General features: G+C 32.4%; 23 protein-coding genes. 17 read left to right on the top strand and 6 right to left on the bottom strand.

Annotation, left to right across the window (positions count from 1 at the left end; all coding sequences use genetic code 11):
- Positions 1-40 precede the first annotated feature (40 nt).
- The 6 genes from BN2390_RS20170 to BN2390_RS20150 all read left to right on the top strand — a co-directional run bounded on the left by BN2390_RS20170 (position 41) and on the right by BN2390_RS20150 (position 4,647).
- Positions 41-880 (top strand): glycoside hydrolase family 25 protein, encoded by an 840-nt coding sequence (locus BN2390_RS20170; protein WP_053986091.1) that lies wholly within the window; start codon positions 41-43, stop codon positions 878-880.
- Positions 881-962: 82 nt separating this feature from the next.
- Entirely contained in the window at positions 963-1,097 is a 135-nt protein-coding gene (locus BN2390_RS22330) for a hypothetical protein (protein ID WP_278308278.1), read from the top strand.
- A 615-nt stretch (positions 1,098-1,712) separates the two neighbouring features.
- Entirely contained in the window at positions 1,713-2,192 is a 480-nt protein-coding gene (gene rlmH / locus BN2390_RS20165; RefSeq protein WP_053986090.1) for a 23S rRNA (pseudouridine(1915)-N(3))-methyltransferase RlmH, read from the top strand.
- A gap of 695 nt (positions 2,193-2,887) precedes the next feature.
- Positions 2,888-3,517 carry a sce7726 family protein gene (locus BN2390_RS20160; RefSeq protein WP_053986089.1) on the top strand — a complete coding sequence of 210 codons (630 nt, stop codon included), beginning with the start codon at positions 2,888-2,890 and terminating at the stop codon, positions 3,515-3,517.
- A gap of 294 nt (positions 3,518-3,811) precedes the next feature.
- Entirely contained in the window at positions 3,812-3,997 is a 186-nt protein-coding gene (locus BN2390_RS20155) for a hypothetical protein (protein WP_053986088.1), read from the top strand.
- Positions 3,998-4,200: 203 nt separating this feature from the next.
- A complete protein-coding gene (locus BN2390_RS20150; protein ID WP_278308285.1) occupies positions 4,201-4,647 on the top strand; it encodes an HIT family protein in 447 nt (148 codons plus the stop codon).
- A gap of 388 nt (positions 4,648-5,035) precedes the next feature.
- Here BN2390_RS20150 and BN2390_RS20145 read toward each other — a convergent pair whose 3' ends face one another.
- Together BN2390_RS20145 and BN2390_RS20140 are read right to left on the bottom strand one after the other, a co-directional pair.
- Positions 5,036-5,860 carry a nitroreductase family protein gene (locus BN2390_RS20145; RefSeq protein ID WP_330373845.1) on the bottom strand — a complete coding sequence of 275 codons (825 nt, stop codon included), beginning with the start codon at positions 5,858-5,860 and terminating at the stop codon, positions 5,036-5,038.
- An 89-nt stretch (positions 5,861-5,949) separates the two neighbouring features.
- Positions 5,950-6,300 carry a MerR family transcriptional regulator gene (locus BN2390_RS20140; RefSeq protein WP_053986085.1) on the bottom strand — a complete coding sequence of 117 codons (351 nt, stop codon included), beginning with the start codon at positions 6,298-6,300 and terminating at the stop codon, positions 5,950-5,952.
- 268 nt (positions 6,301-6,568) lie between these two features.
- Between BN2390_RS20140 and BN2390_RS22010 the strand changes: the two genes are divergently transcribed.
- Both BN2390_RS22010 and BN2390_RS20135 read left to right on the top strand, forming a co-directional pair.
- Positions 6,569-6,742: a hypothetical protein gene (locus tag BN2390_RS22010; RefSeq protein ID WP_198524959.1), complete on the top strand. Its 174-nt coding sequence runs from the start codon at positions 6,569-6,571 to the stop codon at positions 6,740-6,742.
- 219 nt (positions 6,743-6,961) lie between these two features.
- The gene (locus tag BN2390_RS20135) at positions 6,962-7,252 is read left to right on the top strand and encodes a hypothetical protein (protein ID WP_053986084.1); all 291 of its coding nucleotides are present in this window, start codon (positions 6,962-6,964) and stop codon (positions 7,250-7,252) included.
- A gap of 243 nt (positions 7,253-7,495) precedes the next feature.
- Here BN2390_RS20135 and BN2390_RS20130 read toward each other — a convergent pair whose 3' ends face one another.
- Entirely contained in the window at positions 7,496-7,927 is a 432-nt protein-coding gene (locus BN2390_RS20130) for a MarR family winged helix-turn-helix transcriptional regulator (RefSeq protein WP_053986083.1), read from the bottom strand.
- A 222-nt stretch (positions 7,928-8,149) separates the two neighbouring features.
- Here BN2390_RS20130 and BN2390_RS20125 point away from each other — a divergent pair, with 222 nt between their 5' ends.
- Both BN2390_RS20125 and BN2390_RS21835 read left to right on the top strand, forming a co-directional pair.
- Positions 8,150-9,556, top strand: coding sequence for an MATE family efflux transporter (locus BN2390_RS20125; RefSeq protein WP_053986082.1), 1,407 nt, complete (start codon positions 8,150-8,152; stop codon positions 9,554-9,556).
- Positions 9,557-9,856: 300 nt separating this feature from the next.
- Positions 9,857-9,997, top strand: a complete 141-nt coding sequence (locus BN2390_RS21835) for a hypothetical protein (protein ID WP_154668862.1) — start codon at positions 9,857-9,859, stop codon at positions 9,995-9,997.
- Positions 9,998-10,125: 128 nt separating this feature from the next.
- Here the strand turns inward: BN2390_RS21835 and BN2390_RS20120 are convergent, their stop codons facing one another.
- Entirely contained in the window at positions 10,126-10,818 is a 693-nt protein-coding gene (locus BN2390_RS20120; protein WP_053986081.1) for a YjjG family noncanonical pyrimidine nucleotidase, read from the bottom strand.
- Between the two features lie 309 nt (positions 10,819-11,127).
- On the opposite strand from BN2390_RS20120, the gene BN2390_RS20115 reads away from it, so the two are divergent.
- From BN2390_RS20115 to BN2390_RS20100, 4 genes are all read left to right on the top strand, one after another.
- Positions 11,128-11,664, top strand: coding sequence for an RNA polymerase sigma factor (locus BN2390_RS20115; protein WP_053986080.1), 537 nt, complete (start codon positions 11,128-11,130; stop codon positions 11,662-11,664).
- Entirely contained in the window at positions 11,664-12,323 is a 660-nt protein-coding gene (locus BN2390_RS20110) for a DUF4367 domain-containing protein (RefSeq protein WP_053986079.1), read from the top strand. Before BN2390_RS20115 ends, BN2390_RS20110 begins: the two co-directional genes overlap by 1 nt.
- Before the next feature lie 302 nt (positions 12,324-12,625).
- The gene (locus BN2390_RS20105) at positions 12,626-13,126 is read left to right on the top strand and encodes a hypothetical protein (protein WP_053986078.1); all 501 of its coding nucleotides are present in this window, start codon (positions 12,626-12,628) and stop codon (positions 13,124-13,126) included.
- 686 nt (positions 13,127-13,812) lie between these two features.
- A complete protein-coding gene (locus BN2390_RS20100) occupies positions 13,813-14,154 on the top strand; it encodes an arsenate reductase family protein (RefSeq protein ID WP_053986077.1) in 342 nt (113 codons plus the stop codon).
- 167 nt (positions 14,155-14,321) lie between these two features.
- Here the strand turns inward: BN2390_RS20100 and BN2390_RS20095 are convergent, their stop codons facing one another.
- Positions 14,322-14,888, bottom strand: a complete 567-nt coding sequence (locus BN2390_RS20095; protein WP_053986076.1) for a TetR/AcrR family transcriptional regulator — start codon at positions 14,886-14,888, stop codon at positions 14,322-14,324.
- 147 nt (positions 14,889-15,035) lie between these two features.
- Between BN2390_RS20095 and BN2390_RS20090 the strand changes: the two genes are divergently transcribed.
- Together BN2390_RS20090 and BN2390_RS20085 are read left to right on the top strand one after the other, a co-directional pair.
- Positions 15,036-17,468, top strand: coding sequence for an efflux RND transporter permease subunit (locus tag BN2390_RS20090; protein ID WP_053986075.1), 2,433 nt, complete (start codon positions 15,036-15,038; stop codon positions 17,466-17,468).
- Positions 17,461-20,724 carry a hypothetical protein gene (locus BN2390_RS20085; RefSeq protein ID WP_053986074.1) on the top strand — a complete coding sequence of 1,088 codons (3,264 nt, stop codon included), beginning with the start codon at positions 17,461-17,463 and terminating at the stop codon, positions 20,722-20,724. The genes BN2390_RS20090 and BN2390_RS20085 overlap by 8 nt, the downstream gene beginning before the upstream one ends.
- Positions 20,725-20,797: 73 nt before the next feature.
- On the opposite strand, the gene BN2390_RS20080 is transcribed toward BN2390_RS20085, so the two are convergent.
- Positions 20,798-21,679: a LysR family transcriptional regulator gene (locus tag BN2390_RS20080; RefSeq protein ID WP_053986073.1), complete on the bottom strand. Its 882-nt coding sequence runs from the start codon at positions 21,677-21,679 to the stop codon at positions 20,798-20,800.
- A gap of 164 nt (positions 21,680-21,843) precedes the next feature.
- Between BN2390_RS20080 and BN2390_RS20075 the strand changes: the two genes are divergently transcribed.
- Positions 21,844-22,347 carry a cyclophilin-like fold protein gene (locus tag BN2390_RS20075; protein ID WP_053986072.1) on the top strand — a complete coding sequence of 168 codons (504 nt, stop codon included), beginning with the start codon at positions 21,844-21,846 and terminating at the stop codon, positions 22,345-22,347.
- Positions 22,348-22,351: the final 4 nt, after the last annotated feature.

The following is a 22,351-nucleotide window of genomic DNA, read 5'->3' as shown; positions in this document are numbered from 1 at the left end:
AACCATAGAGAGATTGATACACAGATGAGGAGCAATGAAAGTGACTAAAAAAAGTAAAATGCATCTGGTGATTATTGGGTTAAGTATGTATATGTGTGGAACTATTTTTAGTTTGAGCTATAGTCCCGAAGAACAAGTAATCCCCATGAAGTACAAAGATGAAACAATAGAGAATCAATACATAGAGGAATTCCCACTACATAGTTATGATTGGACATATTTAGAAGAACATAATGACAAGAAGCAGTACAATGATAGCAATATAAAAGCAAAGCTAGGCATTGATGTATCTAAATATCAAGGTGAGATTGATTGGAAACAAGTAAAGGATGAAAATATTGATTTTGCCATGTTACGAGTAGGCTATAGAGGCTACGAGACAGGTAATATTAAAGAAGATCCAACCTTTATTTATAATGTTACTTCAGCGAACAAAGTAGGTTTAGACGTAGGTGTTTATTTCTTCTCACAAGCTATTTCACCAGAAGAAGCAAAAGAAGAGGCAGCGTTTGTATTACAACAAATCAAGAAACATGATGTGACCTATCCAGTCGTCTTTGACTTAGAGTTTATTGAAGAGAATGACCGTATTAGTCATTTAACAAAAGATGAAATTACAGAGATTACAAAGGCATTTTGTGAAGAGATTGAACAAGCAGGATACCAAGTTATGATCTATGGAAATAGACACTGGTTACAAGATGTCATTGAATTAGGTGAGCTTAGTACATATGATATCTGGTTAGCAGAGTATAGAGAAGAACCAAGTTACCCTTATGAATTTAAAATGTGGCAGTATACCGATAATGGTAGTGTGGCAGGCATATCAGGTGGTGTAGATATGAATCTATGGTTTGAGGAAATAAGTGAAGCACAATAAAAGTTAATAAAAACAATACAAGCCAACCTAAGAGTACCCTCCCCCTTAAAACGGGTAGACTTAGGTTGGCTTGTATTATTGTGTGGCAAGAACTATTGACTATAAGAAGCAAGCACTTGTTCAAAGGAATGGAAGATTTAAGGTAGAGGATAGAGTAGGGACTATTGGTGATGGTGTACTGAGTAGGGGTTCCATAGGTGAAAGAGCTATTCATTAGTTATCACTGTAGGTTGCTTAGTCCGTTAACCATAAGCAAAGTGCCCAGATCATGCCTATAATTAAATCTTATATTCAGTTAAACGCGGCTTAGAAGAAAAAGTCAATAGAGGTATATGTACTAGATTAGATGATTGCCACCAACATTCAATCTAGTCCCAAGAAGAAGCTTGTCCATTTTTAGAAGGGGGAGACTAAAAATTTTCAAACCGATCTTAGTGGTATCATTAAAAATTCTGCCTAGGATTGAGATCTTTAACGATGCTATAACAAAGTTATACACCCAATGCCTAGTCACGTGCAATTGACAAGATACATAAATATTCAAATGTCCATAAATGGAAAAATATAAAATATCTTGTCGGTTTTATCTGTAAATAAAAAAAGTGAATTTCTAAGAAATTGATTTAAAATTGTGCTAAGTTGATAGATATAAAAAGAAGAAAAGAATCAAACTATACAGGTTGAATAGAAAAAGTATCAAAAATTTTTTGTGCAATATGCTAGCTTAAAGTAACACTTTAAGAAAAAATCTCTAAATAAATCTGATAACGATAGGTATAGGGAAGATGCAAGGCATGTTATAATAAGGAAAAACGACACTTAGGAGAGACACATGAAAATAGAAATCGTATGCGTAGGCAAACTTAAAGAAAAATATTTAGTACAAGCGATAGATGAATACAGCAAAAGACTAAGCAGATACTGCAAACTTAACATTATTGAATTAGTAGATGAAAAAACACCAGACAATGCTTCAGAAAAAGAAGAACTCCAAATCAAAGATAAAGAAGGGGACAAGATTCTTGCACAGATTAAAGATACAGCTTATGTGATTACACTAGATCTAGGCGGTAAGATGGTGACATCAGAAGGCTTTGCTCAGATGTTAGCAAACTGTGGGGTACAAGGAAATAGCCATATCGTATTTGTTATCGGCGGCTCACTTGGACTTTCAGATAAAGTCTTAAAAAGAGCAAATGATAGCTTATCCTTCTCAAAAATGACATTCCCACATCAACTTTTTAGAGTTATGTTGGTGGAGCAAATTTATAGAGGGTATAGAATTAATAATGGTGAACCGTACCACAAGTAAGTGATAGCCCTTTTAGAATTAATGAAAGTATAGTTAAACAAATAAATAGTCTAGCTCAATCTAAATCATCTTTTGAAAAATTATGCCTTGCTGCAACAGACTAAGCTAGTGATCATATGCAGAAAAATCCTATTGTTGTAATAAGTAATCATTTTTGCAAGTACTCCTTCTGTTGAGTATATAAATATCTATTCTGTAAATTAAGTGTGGTATAGTCAGAATTAAATATCACTTCCTAGTGGAAGACAGTTAATCCGCCTACGACGGCAGTATAGTATGCAATATGCTTGAGGAGAAATTGTAAACTAATATTGACGATATCAATATATTATGAGCACGAAAGTGACGTTAGAGGGAATGTAAGCTAGATACGAACAGTGCAAAGGGGAAAGAGATGAAGAAAAGAAAGGGCACGCGAAATTCATCGTGAAATCCATAAAATCACGCTAGGGTATATTGTGACATTCCAGTATAGAGTGCAAAAGTAGGCTATCCAATCAAGTAGGTTGCATAGCCTATTTTGATGAAAAAAGCAATTTTAGGAATCAATAGTGGTTATGTATATTACTAACAGGAGAATTTGATGTGTATGCTAATCCTAGAGGGGGGAACCTACCTATGTAGCAAACAGCTATTTGAATTTGCAAGATGATTTAGTAAACTAAAGAGAAGGACGATAAGATAGGAGAAAAATCATGCTATATGATAAAGACATCAGAGAGCCTCTGTTTACCTTTTTAGATGAGCGATATGGCAAAAATCGTATCATCGAAGAGAAGCAAATGGGGCGTTCTAGAGCAGATATTGTGATGGTACTAGAAAATAAAATAGTAGGGATAGAAATAAAAAGCGATGCAGACACCTATGTACGCCTAGTGAGGCAGGTAAAGGACTACGACATCTATTTTGATTATAACTATGTAGTAGTGGGGGCTACCCATATAGGAACAATCGAAAAACAAGTACCTGACTACTGGGGGATTATCATGGTAGAAAAAGGAGAACAAGATATAGCTTTTTGTGTACTTAGAGAGGCATGTACCAATGAAAAGATGGAGTTAAGTAGGAAGTTAAGTATCCTATGGCGACCAGAGTTAGCCCATATACAAGAGGTACAGGAATTGCCAGCTTATAAGCAAAAGAGCAAGGCTTTTGTCATAGAGAAAATCATTGAAAAACTATCATTAGAAGTGTTGCAGCATCAGATTAGCGAAGAACTATTTGAACGAGACTATAACCAAATAGCCGAAAAAATCAGTGCCTATAGAGTGGAAAATGGGCGTAAACCACGACGAAGTAAAACAAGACGTATAAGAAATAGTTAAAATATATATTAGTTTATTCAAATAAATAGTTAATCGTTGGAGAGAGATAGTACCTAGTATGAAGATTGGTTATATCACATAATAAAAATAAAATTCATGATGGTTTTGAATTGTAGTTGAATTATCGGGTGACTGTCACCATTGCGGCGGTAAGGGCTTGGCAAACCTACACTTGCTATTCGTAAGAAAATTTATGAGGTGGAGAAATTAGAGTGAAAATTTCAATATAATCAGATAGAAGTTTGAAATAGATGTTTTATCGAATAACAAATTGGTATTTATAGGGGGGATACTATGAAAAAAGCAATGAATTTTTTAATTAAATCTTTAACACATGAATTAATATTAGATTACCTAGATTTCTTTGATAATCCTGCATTTACGGACAGTAATCCTAATGGTCAATGCTATTGTACTTCTCCGAATCAAGATAAAGAAACAATTGAAAGAATGATAAGTGAGTTCAAAATACATGGGTAAAAGAAACCGTACGTAAATATGCTATAGAGATGCTAACTGCTGATAAAATAAATACAAGGATATTTAGCTTTTGATGATAATATATCCATAGGATGGTGCAATTCAGCGGATATTAAAAGTTATGAAGGATTTGTACCTAAATTTGCACGAGAAAAAACTTGTGGTAAGACAATTTCTATTGTCTGCTTTGAAAGAGCACCAGAATACCGAGGAATGGGAATAAAGGGAGCAATGCAAAAATGAGTGAATGTGTATTTTGTAAAATTATTAATAGAGAGATTGAATGTAAGGTAATATATGAAACAGAGTCAATTATATCATTTTTGGATATAGACCCTATTAATGAAGGCCACGTGTTAATTATACCTAAAACACATGTTGATTCACTTGAAGAAGTATCTTTGAATATGCTAAATGAAATGTTAGTTTTAGCACAAAAAATAGTAACAGCTTATAAAAAAATATACGATATAAAAGGTTATAGTATAATGCAAAATGGAGGAGAATTTTGTGATTTTGGACATTTTCATCTTCATATATTCCCTCGTTATTCAAATGATGGTTTCGGATGGACTTATCCAGAAGGACCATTTGAATACTCCCAAGAAATTGCTAACAAAATCAAAAAGGAATTACAAGCCAACAAATAGTTAATTGTTTAAGGAAGATACTACTTTGAAGAGTACTATCTTTTATCATTACATTTTAAATAAGGATTTGAGGAGAAAAGGGTAGCAGATGCTAATAGAAGGGGAATCGTATCACAAGTAAAGGAGCACGGTTTCATAAATAAAAACTTATATTCTAATTAGAATATAAGTTTTTATTTAAAAGGATAATGATAACATAACATTTTTTTTCATTTAAAATTTAATCAAATAGAAAGCCCTTTAATAAATTAATTATAGTTAAACTGTAAATAAGTATGTTTTATCCAAAATTATATGTAATTTAACTGAACTAAATACTAAACTATAGTTAATACAACAATATATTTACGATGATTTAGTATTTGCATACAATTTTAAGATTTTTAAATTATAATCTAGTTATGTGTACATCTTTTCTTGGGACAGTTCTTTTATAATGTACTTTTGGGTAACCAATCACCATACATGCAACTAATTCTTCACTATCATCTATTTGTAAAAACTTACCTATTTCAGGATTAAAGTTTGCAGCCCTTGATAAGAATCCACTAAAATATGTTCCAAGTCCTAAAGCATTTATCATAAGTTCCATTTTTGATGCTGCTAAAGCTCCATTTACAATGTTTTTTGATTTTACTACTATCAATAGAGGAGCCTTAGAGAATAGTTTATCTTCTCCATCAGGATTCTCTACAAAGTTTTTATACATAGCTTTCCACATATTAGCATACATCCTAATTTGGGGAGTCGTAGTTTCATCATTCAACAAATTATCAGCTTGGTTATTTAAAGTCTGTAGCACTATTTTTCTAAGATCTTGTATTTTATCTTCTACAACCACATATGAAACATCTTGTAAATTTCCACTAGTTTGAGTAAATTTGCCTGCTTCAAGTATTTTATCTATCTTTTCTTCTTCAATATCTTTGTTTGAAAATAACCTAACACTTCTTCTAAATTTCATAAAATTCATTAACACATCTGGATTTACTGAAAATTCTTCAATGTTGTATTCTTTTACTTCACTCATTGAATAATCTTTTTCATCATCACATGATATAGCCCTTACAGGGCAAATTGCAATACAATGTCCACACTTTACACAAGTTTTATTTTTTACATGAGACTTTCCATCAATCATTTCTATATCATTTACTGGACAATCTTGTTTGCATAAAGTGCAACCTATACACTTATCAGTATTTACAATCATTATAAAATACCTCCTTATATATCTTGGTGTTTATAATTATAGTTATTAAACTATAGTTTAAGTCAAGTATTTTAAAAGGAAAATCTATACTAATTATTTTGTCTACTTTCAAGGTTTAAATTTATTTTCTCGATATAGCTTTTTAGTATTTTTCTTTGTTTTTCTAATTTGCTTCGATGTTCCATTAAAATATTTATTGCTAATTGATTATTTCTACTATCTGATAGAATATCTAAATTAGTACGAATTTCTTTGACTGACATTCCTATATTTCTTAAACACCGAATTAAATTTAGTAGTTCTATATCTTTTTTTGAAAATACTCTTATATTATTTTTATCTCGCTTAAATCCAGGTAATAATCCTTCTTTTTCATAATATCTTATTTTTGATTGAGATATATTAGTTATTTCAGAGACTTCTTTTATTTTATATTCCATAAAATGTACTCCTCATAGTTAATATTAATTTTAATCATTATAACTTATCTTATAGAGTTTATAAAAGTGATTTGTCATGAAATGAAGATAAGTAGATTTAAAATTAATAGTAGTATTATGAGTTAGAAAACTATTTGTTAAAAAATACTTAAAACAAATAGTTTTTAGAAATAACAAGGTTTATAAAATTATAAGAATACCAATAAATTTTCGTAAACAACTGTTACTTTGAAAGCAGAGGGAGAGCCAATACCATTTGAAATAGTGAATGAAGTCATGCAAAGGAAAACTACCTACAAATTCAATAGAAGGATATATTGCAAAAGAAGTTTATGATAAATCCATAGGAGAGAGTGTGTTTAGAAGAATTACACCAATAGTTAATATTCTAATTTGGGCAGAAATATGTAAAAATGGAAGAGGTAGACTAATATTAAAATAAAAATGTGCTCTGTAGAGTACGTTACGGAGAACCTTACTATAAAAAATGCTATGTTTTTTAAACCAATGAATATAAGACAGAAGATAGAAAGTAGATCGAAAACAATATCCTAATAATTATGAGTGTTTTGTGGCATATTTAATAAGAGACTAAGTGTGAAAGATTAATGATACCTTACAGTCTTGATGAAAGAATTTTTCAGATAAAGGAAGTAAAAAGATGAAAGCTCAAGATTATATTAATCAATATTTACCGCAAATTAATGAAGCGACTGATGAAGCACAGCTCAAAGACATCTGTTCTAGTGTATTTTTAGCTTTTTTAGATGATACAGCTGAGCTTGTCAAATCTAGGAATGCAGTTGAGGATGAAGCCATTATCAGTGTACTTAATGAAGAGGGAGATAAATGGAGTAAATTCTGTAGGATAATGAATCAGCAGCAAGAAGTAGTCAAATTTAATGAAGATATGTTTTTAGACTACTGGAGAGAACGATTAGATTTAGAGTAATTTTTAATTTCAATTTTAAATACTATACTTGAAATTAATGGTTCATTGGCATTAATATATGATTCTATAAAGAAAAGGAATTAACCAACATAAGATATAAATATTAAAAAAAATATATCTTATATCAATAATTAAATACCTAAGATATAAATAATCTTGTTAAAAAGCTTTTTCTTAGTTTGGATGATCACTATCTAATTCAAACCAAGAAAAAGCTTTTTATTTGTGTAAAAGTGAAATGAATTATTCTGGAAACCATGTTTTCTGAAGGGTTTGTTTTACTAGATTGAAATGTTCTTCACCTATAGATGTCTTTATATCTTGCTCAAACTTTTCTTTTATAGTGAGTGTTTCTTGGCGGAATAGTATTCCTTTTTGAGTTAGTGTAAGGACTTTATTTTTACAGTTACCTTCTAGGATTTCTGATTTAATGTAGCCCTTAGAGATCAGGCCTTGCACACACTTATGAGCACCTTGACGTGAGATGTCAATAATTCGCGCTAGTTGTGCCACAGTCATAGGACTTCTTTCTACTAGAGCCAGGATGTAAGATTCTGTATCTGTTAAATAGTGATTTCCTTGTTCTACCCAAGTATCTCTTACCATTTTACGAAGTTGGGCATGCTTTTCACTTATCAAGTCAATGATGTTTAAATTTTCAAAATATGATTGCATAGGGAACTCCTTTTATATTATTAAGTTTAGACCTAGTTTACTATATCTTTATTATATCCATTTTAAGTTATAAGTAAATGTTGGTGTAAATTAAGTTGACATTATTAATGTTGTGATGATATTATGAATAATGTTAACCAGGTTTACAATGTAAAAATTAAATAATAAGGTTAAATGGAATGAGAAGCCACTAAAGTTCAAAAAGAAAAAGAGGAAATAAAGATGAGCAAAGTAGAAAATAAAATTTCACAGCAGTTAGCTAGTGAACCTGTAAAAAAACTTATGCTAAAGTTTTCAATACCGTGTATTATATCGCTGCTTGTAAGTGCATTATATAATATAGTGGATCAAATCTTCATCGGTCAGGGAGTTGGCTATTTTGGAACGGCAGCAACGAGCGTAGCTTTCCCATTGACAGTTATTGCACTTGCGATTGCATTGATGATAGGAGATGGGGCTGGAGCCTTCTTTAGTTTAAAGATAGGCGAGAAAGATACTAAGAGCACAGAACTTATTGTAGGAAATGCCATAACGATGTTTGCTGCTTCAGGTATTGTACTTGCTCTTATTAGCAGTCTATTCCTAAAACAAATTTTAGGAATGTTTGGTGCAACAGAAGCTGTTATGCCATATGCAATGGATTATACAAGAATTATAGCTATTGGACTACCTGTTGCTATGTTTAGTACTGGATTTAATTCGATTATACGTGGAGATGGAAATCCTAAGTTTGCAATGATTTCTATGCTATGCGGTGCTCTAATTAATACAGTACTTGATCCTATATTTATTTTTACATTGGACATGGGTGTAAAAGGTGCAGCTTATGCAACGATTATTGGTCAGCTTGTTAGTACAATACTTGGTATCTTATATATTAAGAAATTCAATAATATTAAATTTAAATTTAAGTTTTTAAAGCCTAACTTTAGAATTTGTAAAACTACTTTAACATATGGCATATCTAGTTTTATAACACAAGCGGCTATTGCTATAGTAGCTATTGCTACAAATAATGTGTTAACAAAATATGGAGCGGCATCTGTATATGGTAGCGAAATTCCTTTATCCATATTTGGAATTGTAACTAAAGTGAATCAAATTATGCTGTCTGTATTATTAGGGATAGCTGTTGGTGCTCAACCAATATTAGGATTTAACTATGGAGCTAAAAAAATGGGCCGTGTAAAAGAAACGGTTAAAATAGCTTTAACAGGAGCAGTTATTGTATCTACTTTAGGATTAATCTGCTTTGAATTTTTCCCTCAACAAATCGTTAATTTATTTGGAGCAGGGGATGCAATGTATAATGAATTCGGAGTTATGTACTTCCGTATTTTCTTAGCAGGATGTATATTAAATGCTATCCAAATTGTTTGTGTAATATTCTTCCAAGCTATAGGGCAACCAATGCAATCAGGCATACTATCGCTTTCAAGACAAATCATTTTCTATTTACCAGGGCTATTTATATTACCAATAGTAATTGGAATAAAAGGAGCAATTTACGCAGCACCTATAGCGGATATATTAGCATTTATATTAACTATGATATTAATGAGCATGAAGTGGAAGCAAATAAATGCACTAGAAGATAAAGAGGAAAGTAAATTAAGTAAAGTAGCTTAAAGATTAAAAAGGTATTATGATATTGATATTTAGGGAAATGGCTCATTGCTTTTATGAAGCATTTTGTATGTAAGGATGTGGAATTAAATGCGAGAGGTAGTATTATCCTTTGGGGAAATGAACAAGCAATGAGAGAAATTTATTTTCTCATTCTTAGGAAGTAAATGGTGTGGAGATTCTTCTGAATTACTACAGGATTTATTACGTGAGGAATGGGGATTTAGAGGTGTTGTTTCAACGGATGCATGTCTCGGATCTTGAATAGATGCTGGCTTAGCAGCGAAAAATGGGAATGATTTAATGTTAGAAATGGGATTATTAGCTTCAGAGAAAACATTAAAAGATTCCTATAAAAAAGATTCTATTGGAATAGGGTATGGACTAAAAAATGCAATGCATAATATTTGTTATGCACTTGTAAATGGAACGAATATGTATTAATGACGTAGAATAAATAGGCTGGTGGCATGAGTTAGGGCTACCAGCCTTATTTATTTCAAGAAAAATGGGCGATTCAAGATATAGGAACATTGAGAGTCTAGTTTATTTTGAAAATTACAGGAGCATTTTTATGCATGAAGTAGCAGAGACTTAAGCTCATCAAAATTAGAAATCTCATAAGTAGGTGTGATTGAAGTATTATTTACAATCTTATTAGGGTTATACCAACAGGTATCTATACCAAAGTTTATTCCACCTTGTATATCAGAACTTAAACTATCTCCTACGATTAAGACTTTACTTTTATCAGAGAAATTCATATGTTTTAAAGTATGTTCAAAAATTTTAGGATCAGGTTTTGAGATTAATATTTCTTCAGAGATTACTACAGTTTCAAAATATTTTGCTAGAATAGATTTTCTGATCCTTTTATCTTGGACTAAGGTAAGGCCATTAGTGACTATAGCAAGTCTGTAGGACTTATTTAGCGTTTCTATAAGCTCCATACTATCATCATATAAAAAGGATGCATCCGATAAATATTCCATATATAATTTTGCAAACTTAGGCGCATCAAAACTTACATCTAATTGGTCTGATAATCTTTTAAATCTTTCTATTTTTAATTTTTCTTGGGTAATAAGTCCTTGTTCAAATTCTTTCCATAGAGCTGTATTTATTTCTTTATAAATTTTTAGATGATAATCCTCATTATAGTCTATATTAAACTTAAACATTGTATTTTTAAATGCTTCTCTTTCAGATTTTTTGAAATCATATAAGGTTTCATCTGCATCAAATAATATAACTTCATATTTCATAATATGTCCTCCTATTTTATTATAAATAATTTAATGATTAAGTAGTTTACGTTATTTTTATTTGTACTTTTTATCAAACTTTGTATGAAGTACAACACCTATTTAAAATACCATAGATCCTATTACCTTTCCTAGGAAAAATATTGAACTATAGCTATATATCCTACTAATAGTTGATTTCTTATAAGATGCCTTTACTTACGTTAGATGTAGATATAGATATAGGGCATTCTATTTTTACAATAAGGTTATTGAAATAGTATAATAAAAGTAGAGTAGAAATTTGTAAAAAAAGTTGGGGGCTAGAAAATGTTCATTTATCTAATGATGCTAGATACGGAAGAAGAGAAAAGTAAGTTTGAAAAAATTTATTTTAATTATAGGCAGCTTATGTTTCATATAGCCAATGATATTTTAAATGATGAATACTTAGCAGAAGATGCAGTACATAAGTCATTTATAAAAATAATGAAGCATTTAAATAAAATTAATAATGTAGAGTGTCCTAAAACAAAAGGATTTATCGTTATAGTAGTCAAGCATACAGCTATTGATTTATATAGAAAGAGAAAAAGAGAAAATACAGTTCAAATTAATGAAGAAACATTAATAGAGCATAGGGGTACGACTGTTGAGCAAGAGGTTATCGATAAAGTAGAAAATCCACTAACAGCTGCAATCTTATCCTTACCACATCATTACTCAGAAATTATATTATTGAAATATAGTCATCATTATACAGATAAACAAATAGCAAATTTATTAGGTTTATCAGAAGAGAATGTAAGAAAAAGATTACAACGCGCAAAGAGAAAATTAAAGGAATTTTTAAAGGAGGTAGGATAATGGATGAAATAGATGACTTAGATATAATAAAAGCAGCCAGAGAAGCAGAAACAATTATTCTAGAACAGCTTGAAAATAAAGATAAAGAAGATCATAGATTTACAGAAGCATTTGAAGAAAAAATGTATGCATTAATTAAGAGTGAAAAATGTAATAAATCTTCTGGATTAGCTAGAAAAATAGGTATTGCTATTTTAATAGTAGGTATTGTAGGAAGTTTAAGTATGAGTGTAGAGGCAGTTAGGGTAAGGGTTATAGAGTTGATTACGGATGTATTTGAAAAGTTTACAAGCATTTCATATCAAAAGCATGAGGGTAAATATGGTGAAGATATACAAGAAAGTTATTTGCCGCAGTACCTTCCAGAAGGCTTTGAAATTACCGAGAAAGAACAGATTTTTAATGATGTATATATTACCTATAAAAATGCTATAGGAAAAGAAATCCTGTTTAGAAAAATAGAAATAAATACAAATAATTCTATAGTAGATACTGAAGGTACAGTATTAGAAAAATTGATTTTAGATGATAGAGAGTTTTATTATTATGAAAATAAGGGAATAAAAAATATAATGTGGATACAAGGAGAATATCAGATGAAAATATCCTCAGAAATAGAAAAAACAGAACTTATGAAAATAAGTTTAAGTATAAAGTAAAAAAGTTTTTATAAAAGTGTCCTTAATAGCCTCTTTCATTCGTTATATAAGTATATAGCAGATGAAAGGGGGATTCTTATTATCTAGTTATTAAGTTTAAGACAGGTGGCGGTAGCAAAACTGAAGCATAAATTTAGTAGCTAATGAAGGAAGATATTAATAAAAGGATAAGGGGAGATATAGTGAAAAAGCAAATGAATACAAGTTCTGTACCTTCAGCAAATGCTAAGAATAACTATAAGATTAAAATATTATCGCCTAATTTTACACAAGTACCAGCATCGGCATTAGAGTAGAAATATATGAAAAAAAGAATTTTAACAATAACATTAGCGATAATAGTAATCTTAGTAACTGTTTCATGCACAAAAAATTTTAAGAAAAACGATAGTATAAATGATCCCTTTGAGCCCAATTCATATACTGATATTTCTGCGTTTGAAATGATTAAGGAATTAATGAATTATGAGAAATTCGAAGAAGAAAGAAGTATAATAACAGATATAAATGAATTGGGATTAAGTGAAATAAGCGATTTGATAAACGATATAGCATTAATAAGTAAAGATAATGAGTATATAATAATTGCTAAAGCAAAAGAAGACAGCTATATTCCGGAAATTTATAAAAAAGTAGATGAGCTATTAAACTTAAAAGGAGATATTGGAATTCTAGGGAGCCAATGGAAGTATGTATATGGTATAAAGATGGAAAGCGAAGAGCAAGAAGAAAGAATTAAGAAAAAAATATATATATGCATTACAGATGATAAGGAATGGCTGGATATGTATATTAATGAATAATGTAATTTATTAATATGTTAATGAATATTTATTCTAGTATCAATAAGCTATAAAAGTGGCTGTTTATAGTTCCTTTTATAGCTTTAGATTGTACATTAAACATGTTGGATGCGATTTAAAGTATCTGAAAATATTATGAGGGAAGATAGTATGGCAGAATATATTTGGCGATTGGTTAGTGTATTATGTTTGATATATATTGTAGTCATGTTAATTAGGACGTTTACAAAATTAAATTAGAAATTTTAAATATATAAAATTAAGTTATTGAACTATCAATACGATTCCAATCAGTCATCACCATAGAACACCAAATAGGTGAGGCAGATAGAGAGGGTGATACTCAAAACCATAATAATATTAGTATTTAGAATAACTAATTGTGATAAAGCTTGTACTATAAAGGATGTAAAATGAGATAGAGGGCAAATTGCTCTCTATTTTTGCGATATAAATTAAAAGGTTGTTTAAGATTATTACGTCTTAAATTACTTTTTCTACTTTAACTGATATTTTTAATGCGTAAGTATTTAGAAAAGATGCTACTTCTCGGAGGAGGTAGTATCTTTTTTTGTTACCTATTTCAAAATTAATATTCCTTAGACTATATTCTACAAGTTGATTAGTATATAATGAGAGGCAAAAGTAGAAACATAAGAATAAATCATTTAAAGAGGAACATGAGAATGAACATACAAATTTTTGGAACTAAAAAATGCTTTGATACAAAAAAAGCAGAGAGATACTTTAAAGAACGTGGTGTCAAGTATCAGTTGATTGATATGAAAGAAAAGGGTATGAGTCAAGGTGAACTTAACAGTGTCAAACAAGCTGTGGGTGGCATCGTAGCTATGATTGATGAAAATTGTAAAGATAAAGAGGCTGTATCTCGTATTCAATATGCTTCACATATGAACAAAGAAAAAAGGGTATTAGAGTACCCACAGCTACTTAAAACACCTATTGTAAGAAATGGCAAACAGGCGACAATCGGCTATCAGCCAGAAGTATGGAAAACTTGGGAGTAAAAAGAGTATTAAATAGGAAGAACTTTATCACAAATAAAAGAGGCTGCAACAAGAGTAAGAATATACTCATGTTGTAGCCTCTTTATTTGTGAATCTTTATTTAGCGAAGGCACCACCGCTCTTTTTATTGTATAACTTTAAATTTTATAGGATAGGGGAGGAGCTTATTAAAACTTATCAATAATACCGATAAGTTGTTTGACTAAGGTTTCTTTTGGCATTTGCATATCAGTTGATACCCACCAAGAGATTGTATGAATAAAAGCACCTATCATAAAGGATGCAAGTACTTCAGGACTAGCAGGAAAGACAGCACCGTGCTTTATATCTTCTTTTAGATTTTCTTCAAGGATCTTAGTGGTCTGCTGAGTAAGTAAACTAAGTAAAGGGGCAGATACACTATTCTTGAAAATAGATTTAACCAGTGCCTCATTTTGAGAGATAAAATCAAGGGTATAGTGTATGAGCTTAATATAGTGATATTTAGAACGCTGATGAGTAAGAAGATCAGGGTTTTTTTCATAAAATTGGTTTTCTAAGCATTTAATCATAAACACAAAGAACTCATATTTATCTGCGAAGTGTTTATAAAAGGTAGCACGACGAATGGTAGCAAGTTCGCATAATTCTTGAATAGTGATATCGTCAAAACTCTTTTTTTCTAAAAGCTGTATGAAAGCTGTTGCTAATGCAGTATAAGTCTTATAAACTCTTAAATCCATTTTCTTTTCCATGGTAGACCTCTTTCGGAGACACTTTCTAGTAAAGTGTAAAATAAGTGGCAAAAAGGTGATATTGAGCCTTTTTGTAATAATTGAAGTTTATTATAATTTACAAATAGACAGATGTCAATTATCTCAAAAACTGGAAGGAGTAGCGTTATGAAAGCAGGATCACAGCATGTCATGGAAAAGATTGCAACCTTTATTGTAGATAAACGTAATTTGTTTTTCCTACTTTATTTATTTGCAATTATATTTAGTATATATGCAATGGGTTGGGTACAAGTAGAGAATGATATTACAGCGTATTTAGCTGAGGATACCGAGACACGGCAGGGTGTTGAGATTATGGAAAGAGAGTTTACCACCTTTGGTTCAGCGAAGGTTATGCTAGCCAATATTTCTTATGATCACGCTAAAGAGATTGCCTCTGAGATAGAGGTGATAGAAGGGGTATCTGGTGTTACCTTAGAACAAGAAGATAAATATTATCAAAATGCCTCAGCACTTATAGAGGTTTCATTTAAAGGAACGGATAAAGATGAAATAAGTCTTGTAGCCATGGAGAAAATTAGAGAAGTGATAGCGCCGTATGACTCTTATGTTTCAACAACTATAGGGGTGGACACAGCTAAGCAACTGGCTGATGAGATGCAGGTTATTGTAGTGATTGCTGCGGTCATTATTGTGTTGGTTTTATTCTTTACTTCAAAAAGCTATGGGGAAATACCCGTATTAATCTTAACATTTGGAGTAGCAGCACTACTAAATATGGGGACTAATTTCTTACTAGGTAAGATTTCATTTATTTCTAACTCAGTAGCCGTTGTACTACAGTTAGCACTAGCGATTGATTATGCCATTATCTTATGTCATCGATTTACAGAAGAGCATGAAACCCTTCCTGTACGTGAAGCGTGTATAGCGGCACTGGCCAAAGCTATACCAGAGATTGCGTCTAGTAGTTTAACAACTATGTCAGGGCTTTTTGCTCTTGTCTTTATGCATTTTGGAATAGGTGGAGACTTAGCTGTAGTGCTGATTAAAGCCATTATTTTAAGCTTACTTAGCGTATTTACATTAATGCCAGGATTACTTATTGTATTTAGCAAACTCATTGATAAAACACAGCATCGTAACTTTATTCCTTCTATTCGTGGATTAGGGAAGTTTGCAGTGAAAACAAGGTATGTGATACCACCAGTATTTGTAATTCTAGTTTTAGCTTCTTTTGTCTTCTTTAATCGATGTCCATTTAGCTTTGGTGTAGCAGACTTAAGAGCACCTAGAAGAAATGCGGTACAGATGGCAGAAGATAAGGTCAATGATACTTTTGGGAAAAATAATATGCTTGCCCTTGTAGTACCAGCGGGAGATTACATATCAGAGGGGAAACTCCTAAAAGAACTAGAGCGTTATGATGAAGTAGATTCTACTTTAGGCTTAGCCACCACAGAAGCTATGGATGATTATGTACTCACAGATTATTTAACACCCAGAGCCTTTTCTGAACTGATTGATCTAGACTATGAAGTGGCACAGCTTTTATATGCGGCTTATGCAGTCAATGATGAAGACTATGGCAAGATAGTAAGTGATATTGGAGAATATAGTGTACCGCTTATTGATATGTTTATGTTCTTATATGACCAAGTGGATAAGGGGTATGTAACTTTAGAGGATGAACTTCAAGAAGAGCTTGAAGATTTACATAGTCAGTTAACAGATGCGAAGAAACAGTTGATGAGCGAAGATTATAGTCGTATGCTTATCTATTTAAACTTACCAGAGGAAAGTGAAGAGACCTTTGCCTTTTTAGATACGATTCATGAGGTAGCTGCTAAGTATTATGATGAAGATGTTTATATTGTAGGGAACTCTACAAGTAACTATGATTTATCTTCAACCTTTGCAACAGATAACTTAGTTATTAGTATTTTATCGGCATTGTTTGTTATATTAATCCTCATGTTTACCTTTAAATCAGCAGGCTTACCAGTACTGTTGATTATTGTAATCCAAGCAAGTATATGGATGAACTTCTCTTTCCCTTATTTGCAGAATAAACCACTCTTTTTCTTAGGTTATTTAGTTGTGTCTTCTATTCAAATGGGAGCAAATATTGACTATGCCATTGTTATTACAAGTCGTTATATGGCACTTAAGAAGACCTTACCTATTAAGGAAGCTATAGTAGAGGCACTGAATCAGAGCTTTCCAACGATCCTTACATCAGGTGTCATCTTAGCCTCAGCAGGGATAGTGATTAGTCAGCTTTCAACAGATGGAACAATTGCTGCATTAGGCCTTTGTATTGGACGTGGAACGATTATTTCTATGATATTGGTTATCTTTGTACTCCCTCAGATTTTATTACTAGGTGATAGCATCATAGAGCGTACAACTTTTGCACAGAAAAAGTCTACCTTAGTACAGGAGCGCACAGGGAAATTGCTTGTTAATGGTAGAGTAAGAGGATATGTATCTGGTGTAGTAGATATGGAAATGAAAGGTGTTCTAGAAGGAGATTTAAAAGCTATGGTAAGTACAGGAGAAGTAGAAGAAATAGAGGAGGAAACAGCACATGTATAAAAGCAACTGTAGAAAAACGAATCCAATGAAGCGTCCTGTAGCACTCTTATTAGTTCTTTTATTAATAGCACCTATATTGCTTCCACTTTTTACTGTAAAAGGACAGGAGACAACGATTACTATTTCTAATGCACAAGAATTTATAGAGGTAGCTAAAAAGGCACGTTTAGATAGTTGGTCAAAAGGAAAACAAATTATTTTACAAAACGATATAGATTTAAGCCAGGAAACGTTTATGCCTATTCCTATTTTTTCAGGTACATTTGATGGGGCAGGCTATACCATTAGTGGTGTTAAACTAGAAGAGGGAGGTGCTAGTCAGGGACTTTTCCGCTATTTAGAAGAAGGGGGTATCGTTAAGAACCTCAAAGTAGAGGGGAAAATCAATCCTACAGGTTCGAAAGAGGTCATCGGTGGTATTGTTGGTGAGAACAAAGGAACTTTAATGAAGTGTACTTTTGTAGGAGAGGTAACAGGTACTAAGCAGGTTGGAGGGCTTGTAGGTGTAAACGAAGCATCTGGTAAAATTATTGATTGCTTAGTGAATGCTACAGTCTATGGACAGCATCAAATTGGTGGTGTAGCAGGAGAAAATAGAGGGACCATATTACGAAGTACCAATAAAGGAAATATTAATACGCATGTGATAGAACAAGATATTACCTTTGAGAAAATTGTTGATGAGGAAACGAAGGTTACTGAAATCAGTGCGGATATTACAGATATTGGTGGGATCACTGGATTAAATACTGGAATGATACAAAATAGTAATAATGGCGGAACAGTAGGTTATAAGCACGTAGGGTATAATATCGGAGGTATTGCAGGAAGGCAATCTGGGTATATCAATACTTGTACCAACATAGGTACCATCTATGGACGTAAGGAAGTAGGGGGTATCGTTGGGCAAATGGAGCCTTATACCTTGTTAACCTATTCTAAGTCACAACTAGACACCTTAAGAAATGAGCTAAACACTTTAGAGCGTTTATTACAAAGTGCTATGACTAATGGTAAGGGGAGTACAGATTTAATTAGTGGACAACTGAGTCAGATGAAGACTTATGTTGATACAGCGCAGGCACATGCAGAATCGCTTATAGATCAAACAGGTGAGATTATTGATACAAATGTAGGAGAGGTTAATCGTATAAGTGTGACGATAGCAGAAGCTATTGATCGTTTAGTACCTGTGACAGAGGCATTTTCAGATATGGCAGTAAGTATGGAAGAAGCCATAGCACCGGTACAAAAATCTATGGATTATATGGTGAAACTTAGTAATAGTATGGGCAGAAGCATTAGTGAGTTAGAGAATGTTTCTAACCAAGTAGGCAGTGCATTAAACGAACTAGAAGATGCTGTTTATTATTTAAAAAGAGGTAATAGCCTAATCATTACAGCAGCAGAGACACTGGCAAATAAAGATATAGAGCAGGCATTTGCATATCTTGGAGATGCAAGGTTATCTTTTGAGAGAAGTAGTGGTGCATTAGAAAGTAGCTTAAGTAGGTTACAAAGTAGCAGTAACAATTTTTCTAAGTTATTAAGCAATCTAGAAGATAGCAATGAATATGGAGCAAAGGCTATTAAATCTCTTAGAAATGCTTTAGATGAAATTGAAATAGCAGCAGGGTATTTTTCAGATAGCTTAGAAGGCGTAGAAGAAGTCATCACTTATTTATCTGAACAGCCTGAAGTAACTTTTACAGTAGGAGATAGTATCTATCAAGACACAAAGGAAAGTCTCTATACCAGTATGCATGAAACCTCAGATGCCTTAGGGGAACTGAATGTTATCATCAATAATCAAATGAATTTAGCTTTTGATGACTTAGGGAAAATTACCGACCAGTTCTTTGTTGTCCTAGATGTTCTATTAGATATTACAGAAAGTGTTATGAGTTTTGAACCTTCTGTAGATAATTATACAGAGGATATTTCTAAAATAGATACAGAGAGTCAGACAGAAGGTAAAGTAGCTAATAGTACCAATAAAGGCTTTGTACAAGGAGATATTAATGTTGGGGGAATTACTGGAGCTATGGCTGTTGAAAAGAGCTTTGACCCTGAAGATGACCTTGAAGTTAAGGGGGATAAATCTATTAATTTTGTCTTCCAAACAAGGGCAGTACTACGTTCTTGCCGTAACATAGGCGAAGTAGAGGCAAAGAAAGATAGTGCTGGAGGCGTAGTCGGGTTGATGCAACTTGGATATGTTGTTGATGCGGTAAGTGAAGGGAAAGTAGCAAGTGAGAGTGGAAACTATGTAGGTGGTATTGCAGGAAAGTCTAAGTCTCTCATTCGTTCAAGCTATGCAAAAACCTTCTTATCAGGTGGTGACTATATAGGAGGGATTGCAGGAGAAGGCAAGGATATTATAGACTGCGGTGCTCTTATAGAGATAGAAGCAGGCAATGACTATAGAGGGGCTGTTGCTGGTCAAGTCCAAAGTGGCGGTCAAGTTAGAGGTAACTACTATGTTGAGGGTGATTTAGGTGCTATTGATAATATTAGCTATGCTGGAAAAGCAGAACCATTGGCGTACGAAGACTTTATAACCCTTGAGGGAATGCCTAAGTCATTCTCAGAACTTGCCGTTTACTTTATGGTTGAAGATAAGTTACTAGAAAAAGTACAGGTTACATACGGGGAAGCATTTGACAAAGGGATGTTACCAGAAGTGCCTTATAGAGAGAATTACTATGGTAAATGGGAAGACTTTGATAAAGAATGCATGCTTTTTGATGTCTATGTAGATGCAGTCTACTCTTCACTTGTGACTACATTAGAAAGTGAGCAACGTCTTGACCAGGCTATGCCTATTGTCCTAGTGGAAGGATTATTTAATGAAACAGATAAACTAGTCGTAGAAAACTTACCACAACAGAAGATAGAAAATAAGTCAGATGATAAAGTAGCCATAGAAGAATGGCATGTGGTTATACCAGAGGATGGTAATGAAGTACATCGTATACGTTATCTAGTACCTGATTCAAACAAGACATTAACTTTAGAAGTTAAAGAGGGAGAGAGCTGGAAACAACAAGCATACCAAAGAGATGGTAAATATATTTACTTTGATGTGGCAACGCATGAGGTGACATGGAGAAGTACGAGTGTAGAAGGTCCAAACTATATAAAGGAAATCATTATAGGGATAGCAATCAGCATGTTTATTGTAGGTGGGAGTGTTTTCTTCCATAGAAGAAGGAAAAAACGCAATCGAGAAGAAGGAATAGAACTGACAGATTAAATATCTATCTAAATTATAAAAAGAGTGAGGTTAAGCTTAATAGCAATAACCTCACTCTTTTTATATGTTTAAATCATTCTTTTAAGGAAGTAAGGAGTTTTTGTAAGAAGATTTCAGCAGGCTTAGAGAAAACTTGATATTTTTTCCAAACAAAATGCATTCCAATTTCAACAGGTGGAGTGATTGGTCTAAATGTTAGATTTGTGTTACCGGTAGTATTAATAATCTTATCAAGACCAATAGCATATCCAAGACCTTCATCTACCATAAGAGATGCATTAAATATTAGATTATAAGATGCAACAATATTGAGGGGAGTACCTGACTGGGAAGTTAAAAAATCCAAAATACCATTTTTGAGTTGTTGCCTAGAGACGATAAGGGGTAGAGCTGCTAGTTCATAAGTATGAATACTTTCTTTTTTGGCTAGAGGACTGTCTTTGCGCATCAAAACACCAGTAATATCTTTATAAGGAAGTTTGATAGCTTCATACTTTGATACATCCGCAGGATCTAGTAAGATAGCAAAATCAAAAAGTCCTTTATCTAGATGTTCCATGATATCCATAGAGTCTCCACTGACGATGTGATAATGAATTTGGGGATATACCTTTTGAAGTTCTTTAGCAACACGCGCAAGTAAGCGTACACCCTCTGTTTCTCCAGTACCTATATAAACATCACCTCTCACAGTATCATCAGTAAATGTAATTTCTTTTTCCGTTTTTTGTACTAAATTGATGATTTCTTCTGCACGCTTTCGTAGAATCCTGCCTTCTTCAGTAAGAGTAATCTTACGATTACCACGAATCAGTAATTGCTTTCCTAATTCTTCTTCCATATCGCGAATTTGCCTTGAGAGTGTTGGTTGCGATAGATGTAAGGATTCGGCGGCTTTAGAGATACTTTGTTCTCTAGCTACAGCAAGAAAATATTGTAATACACGTAACTCCATAAGAGAATCCTCCTTTCTAAAACATACTATAATGAGTCAATTTTAGGAGGGTTTGATATGCCTGTCAAGTATACTTGAGTATTTGATATAAGTATTGGATATATCTATTCTTGGCATTTATACTAAACATCAATAAGGGGGTTATAAATAAGGGGAGGAATAGGATGCATAAAATCATAAATAGTCTAGCTGTATTCATTTTATTTGGAATAATAAGTGGATGTGGAAATAGGATTGAGCTCATCGAAAAATTACCTAGCAGTATAGAGTTACCTGTTAATAGTATAGGCGTAACCCAACAAGTAGATGGTAGGGTACCGCAATTAGAAATGATAATTGGTGCTGAAACTTATAGTATTACACTCTATGATAATGAGACAGTTAGAACATTTATAAACTTGTTACCCATGACCATTACACTTAATGAATTGAATGGCAATGAAAAGTATTCTTATATGGATAGTAGTTTACCCACTAATGAGATAACAACGGTAGAAATAAAAGCAGGTGATCTCAAACTTTATGGTTCAGATTGTTTAGTGGTATTTTATAAAGACTTTGATTCTTCTTATAAATATACGGATCTTGGTTATGTGGAGAATGCAGATTCACTTTTTGAAGTACTTGGAAATGGAACTGTAGAGATTACTTTTGCAGTAAAAGAGTAGATAA

The organism is Niameybacter massiliensis (genome assembly GCF_001282685.1).
Taxonomy (GTDB): Bacteria; Bacillota; Clostridia; order Lachnospirales; family Cellulosilyticaceae; genus Holtiella; species Holtiella tumoricola.
The sequence above is the reverse complement of the archived record's forward strand: the minus strand, read 5'-3'. Positions and strand labels throughout refer to the sequence as shown.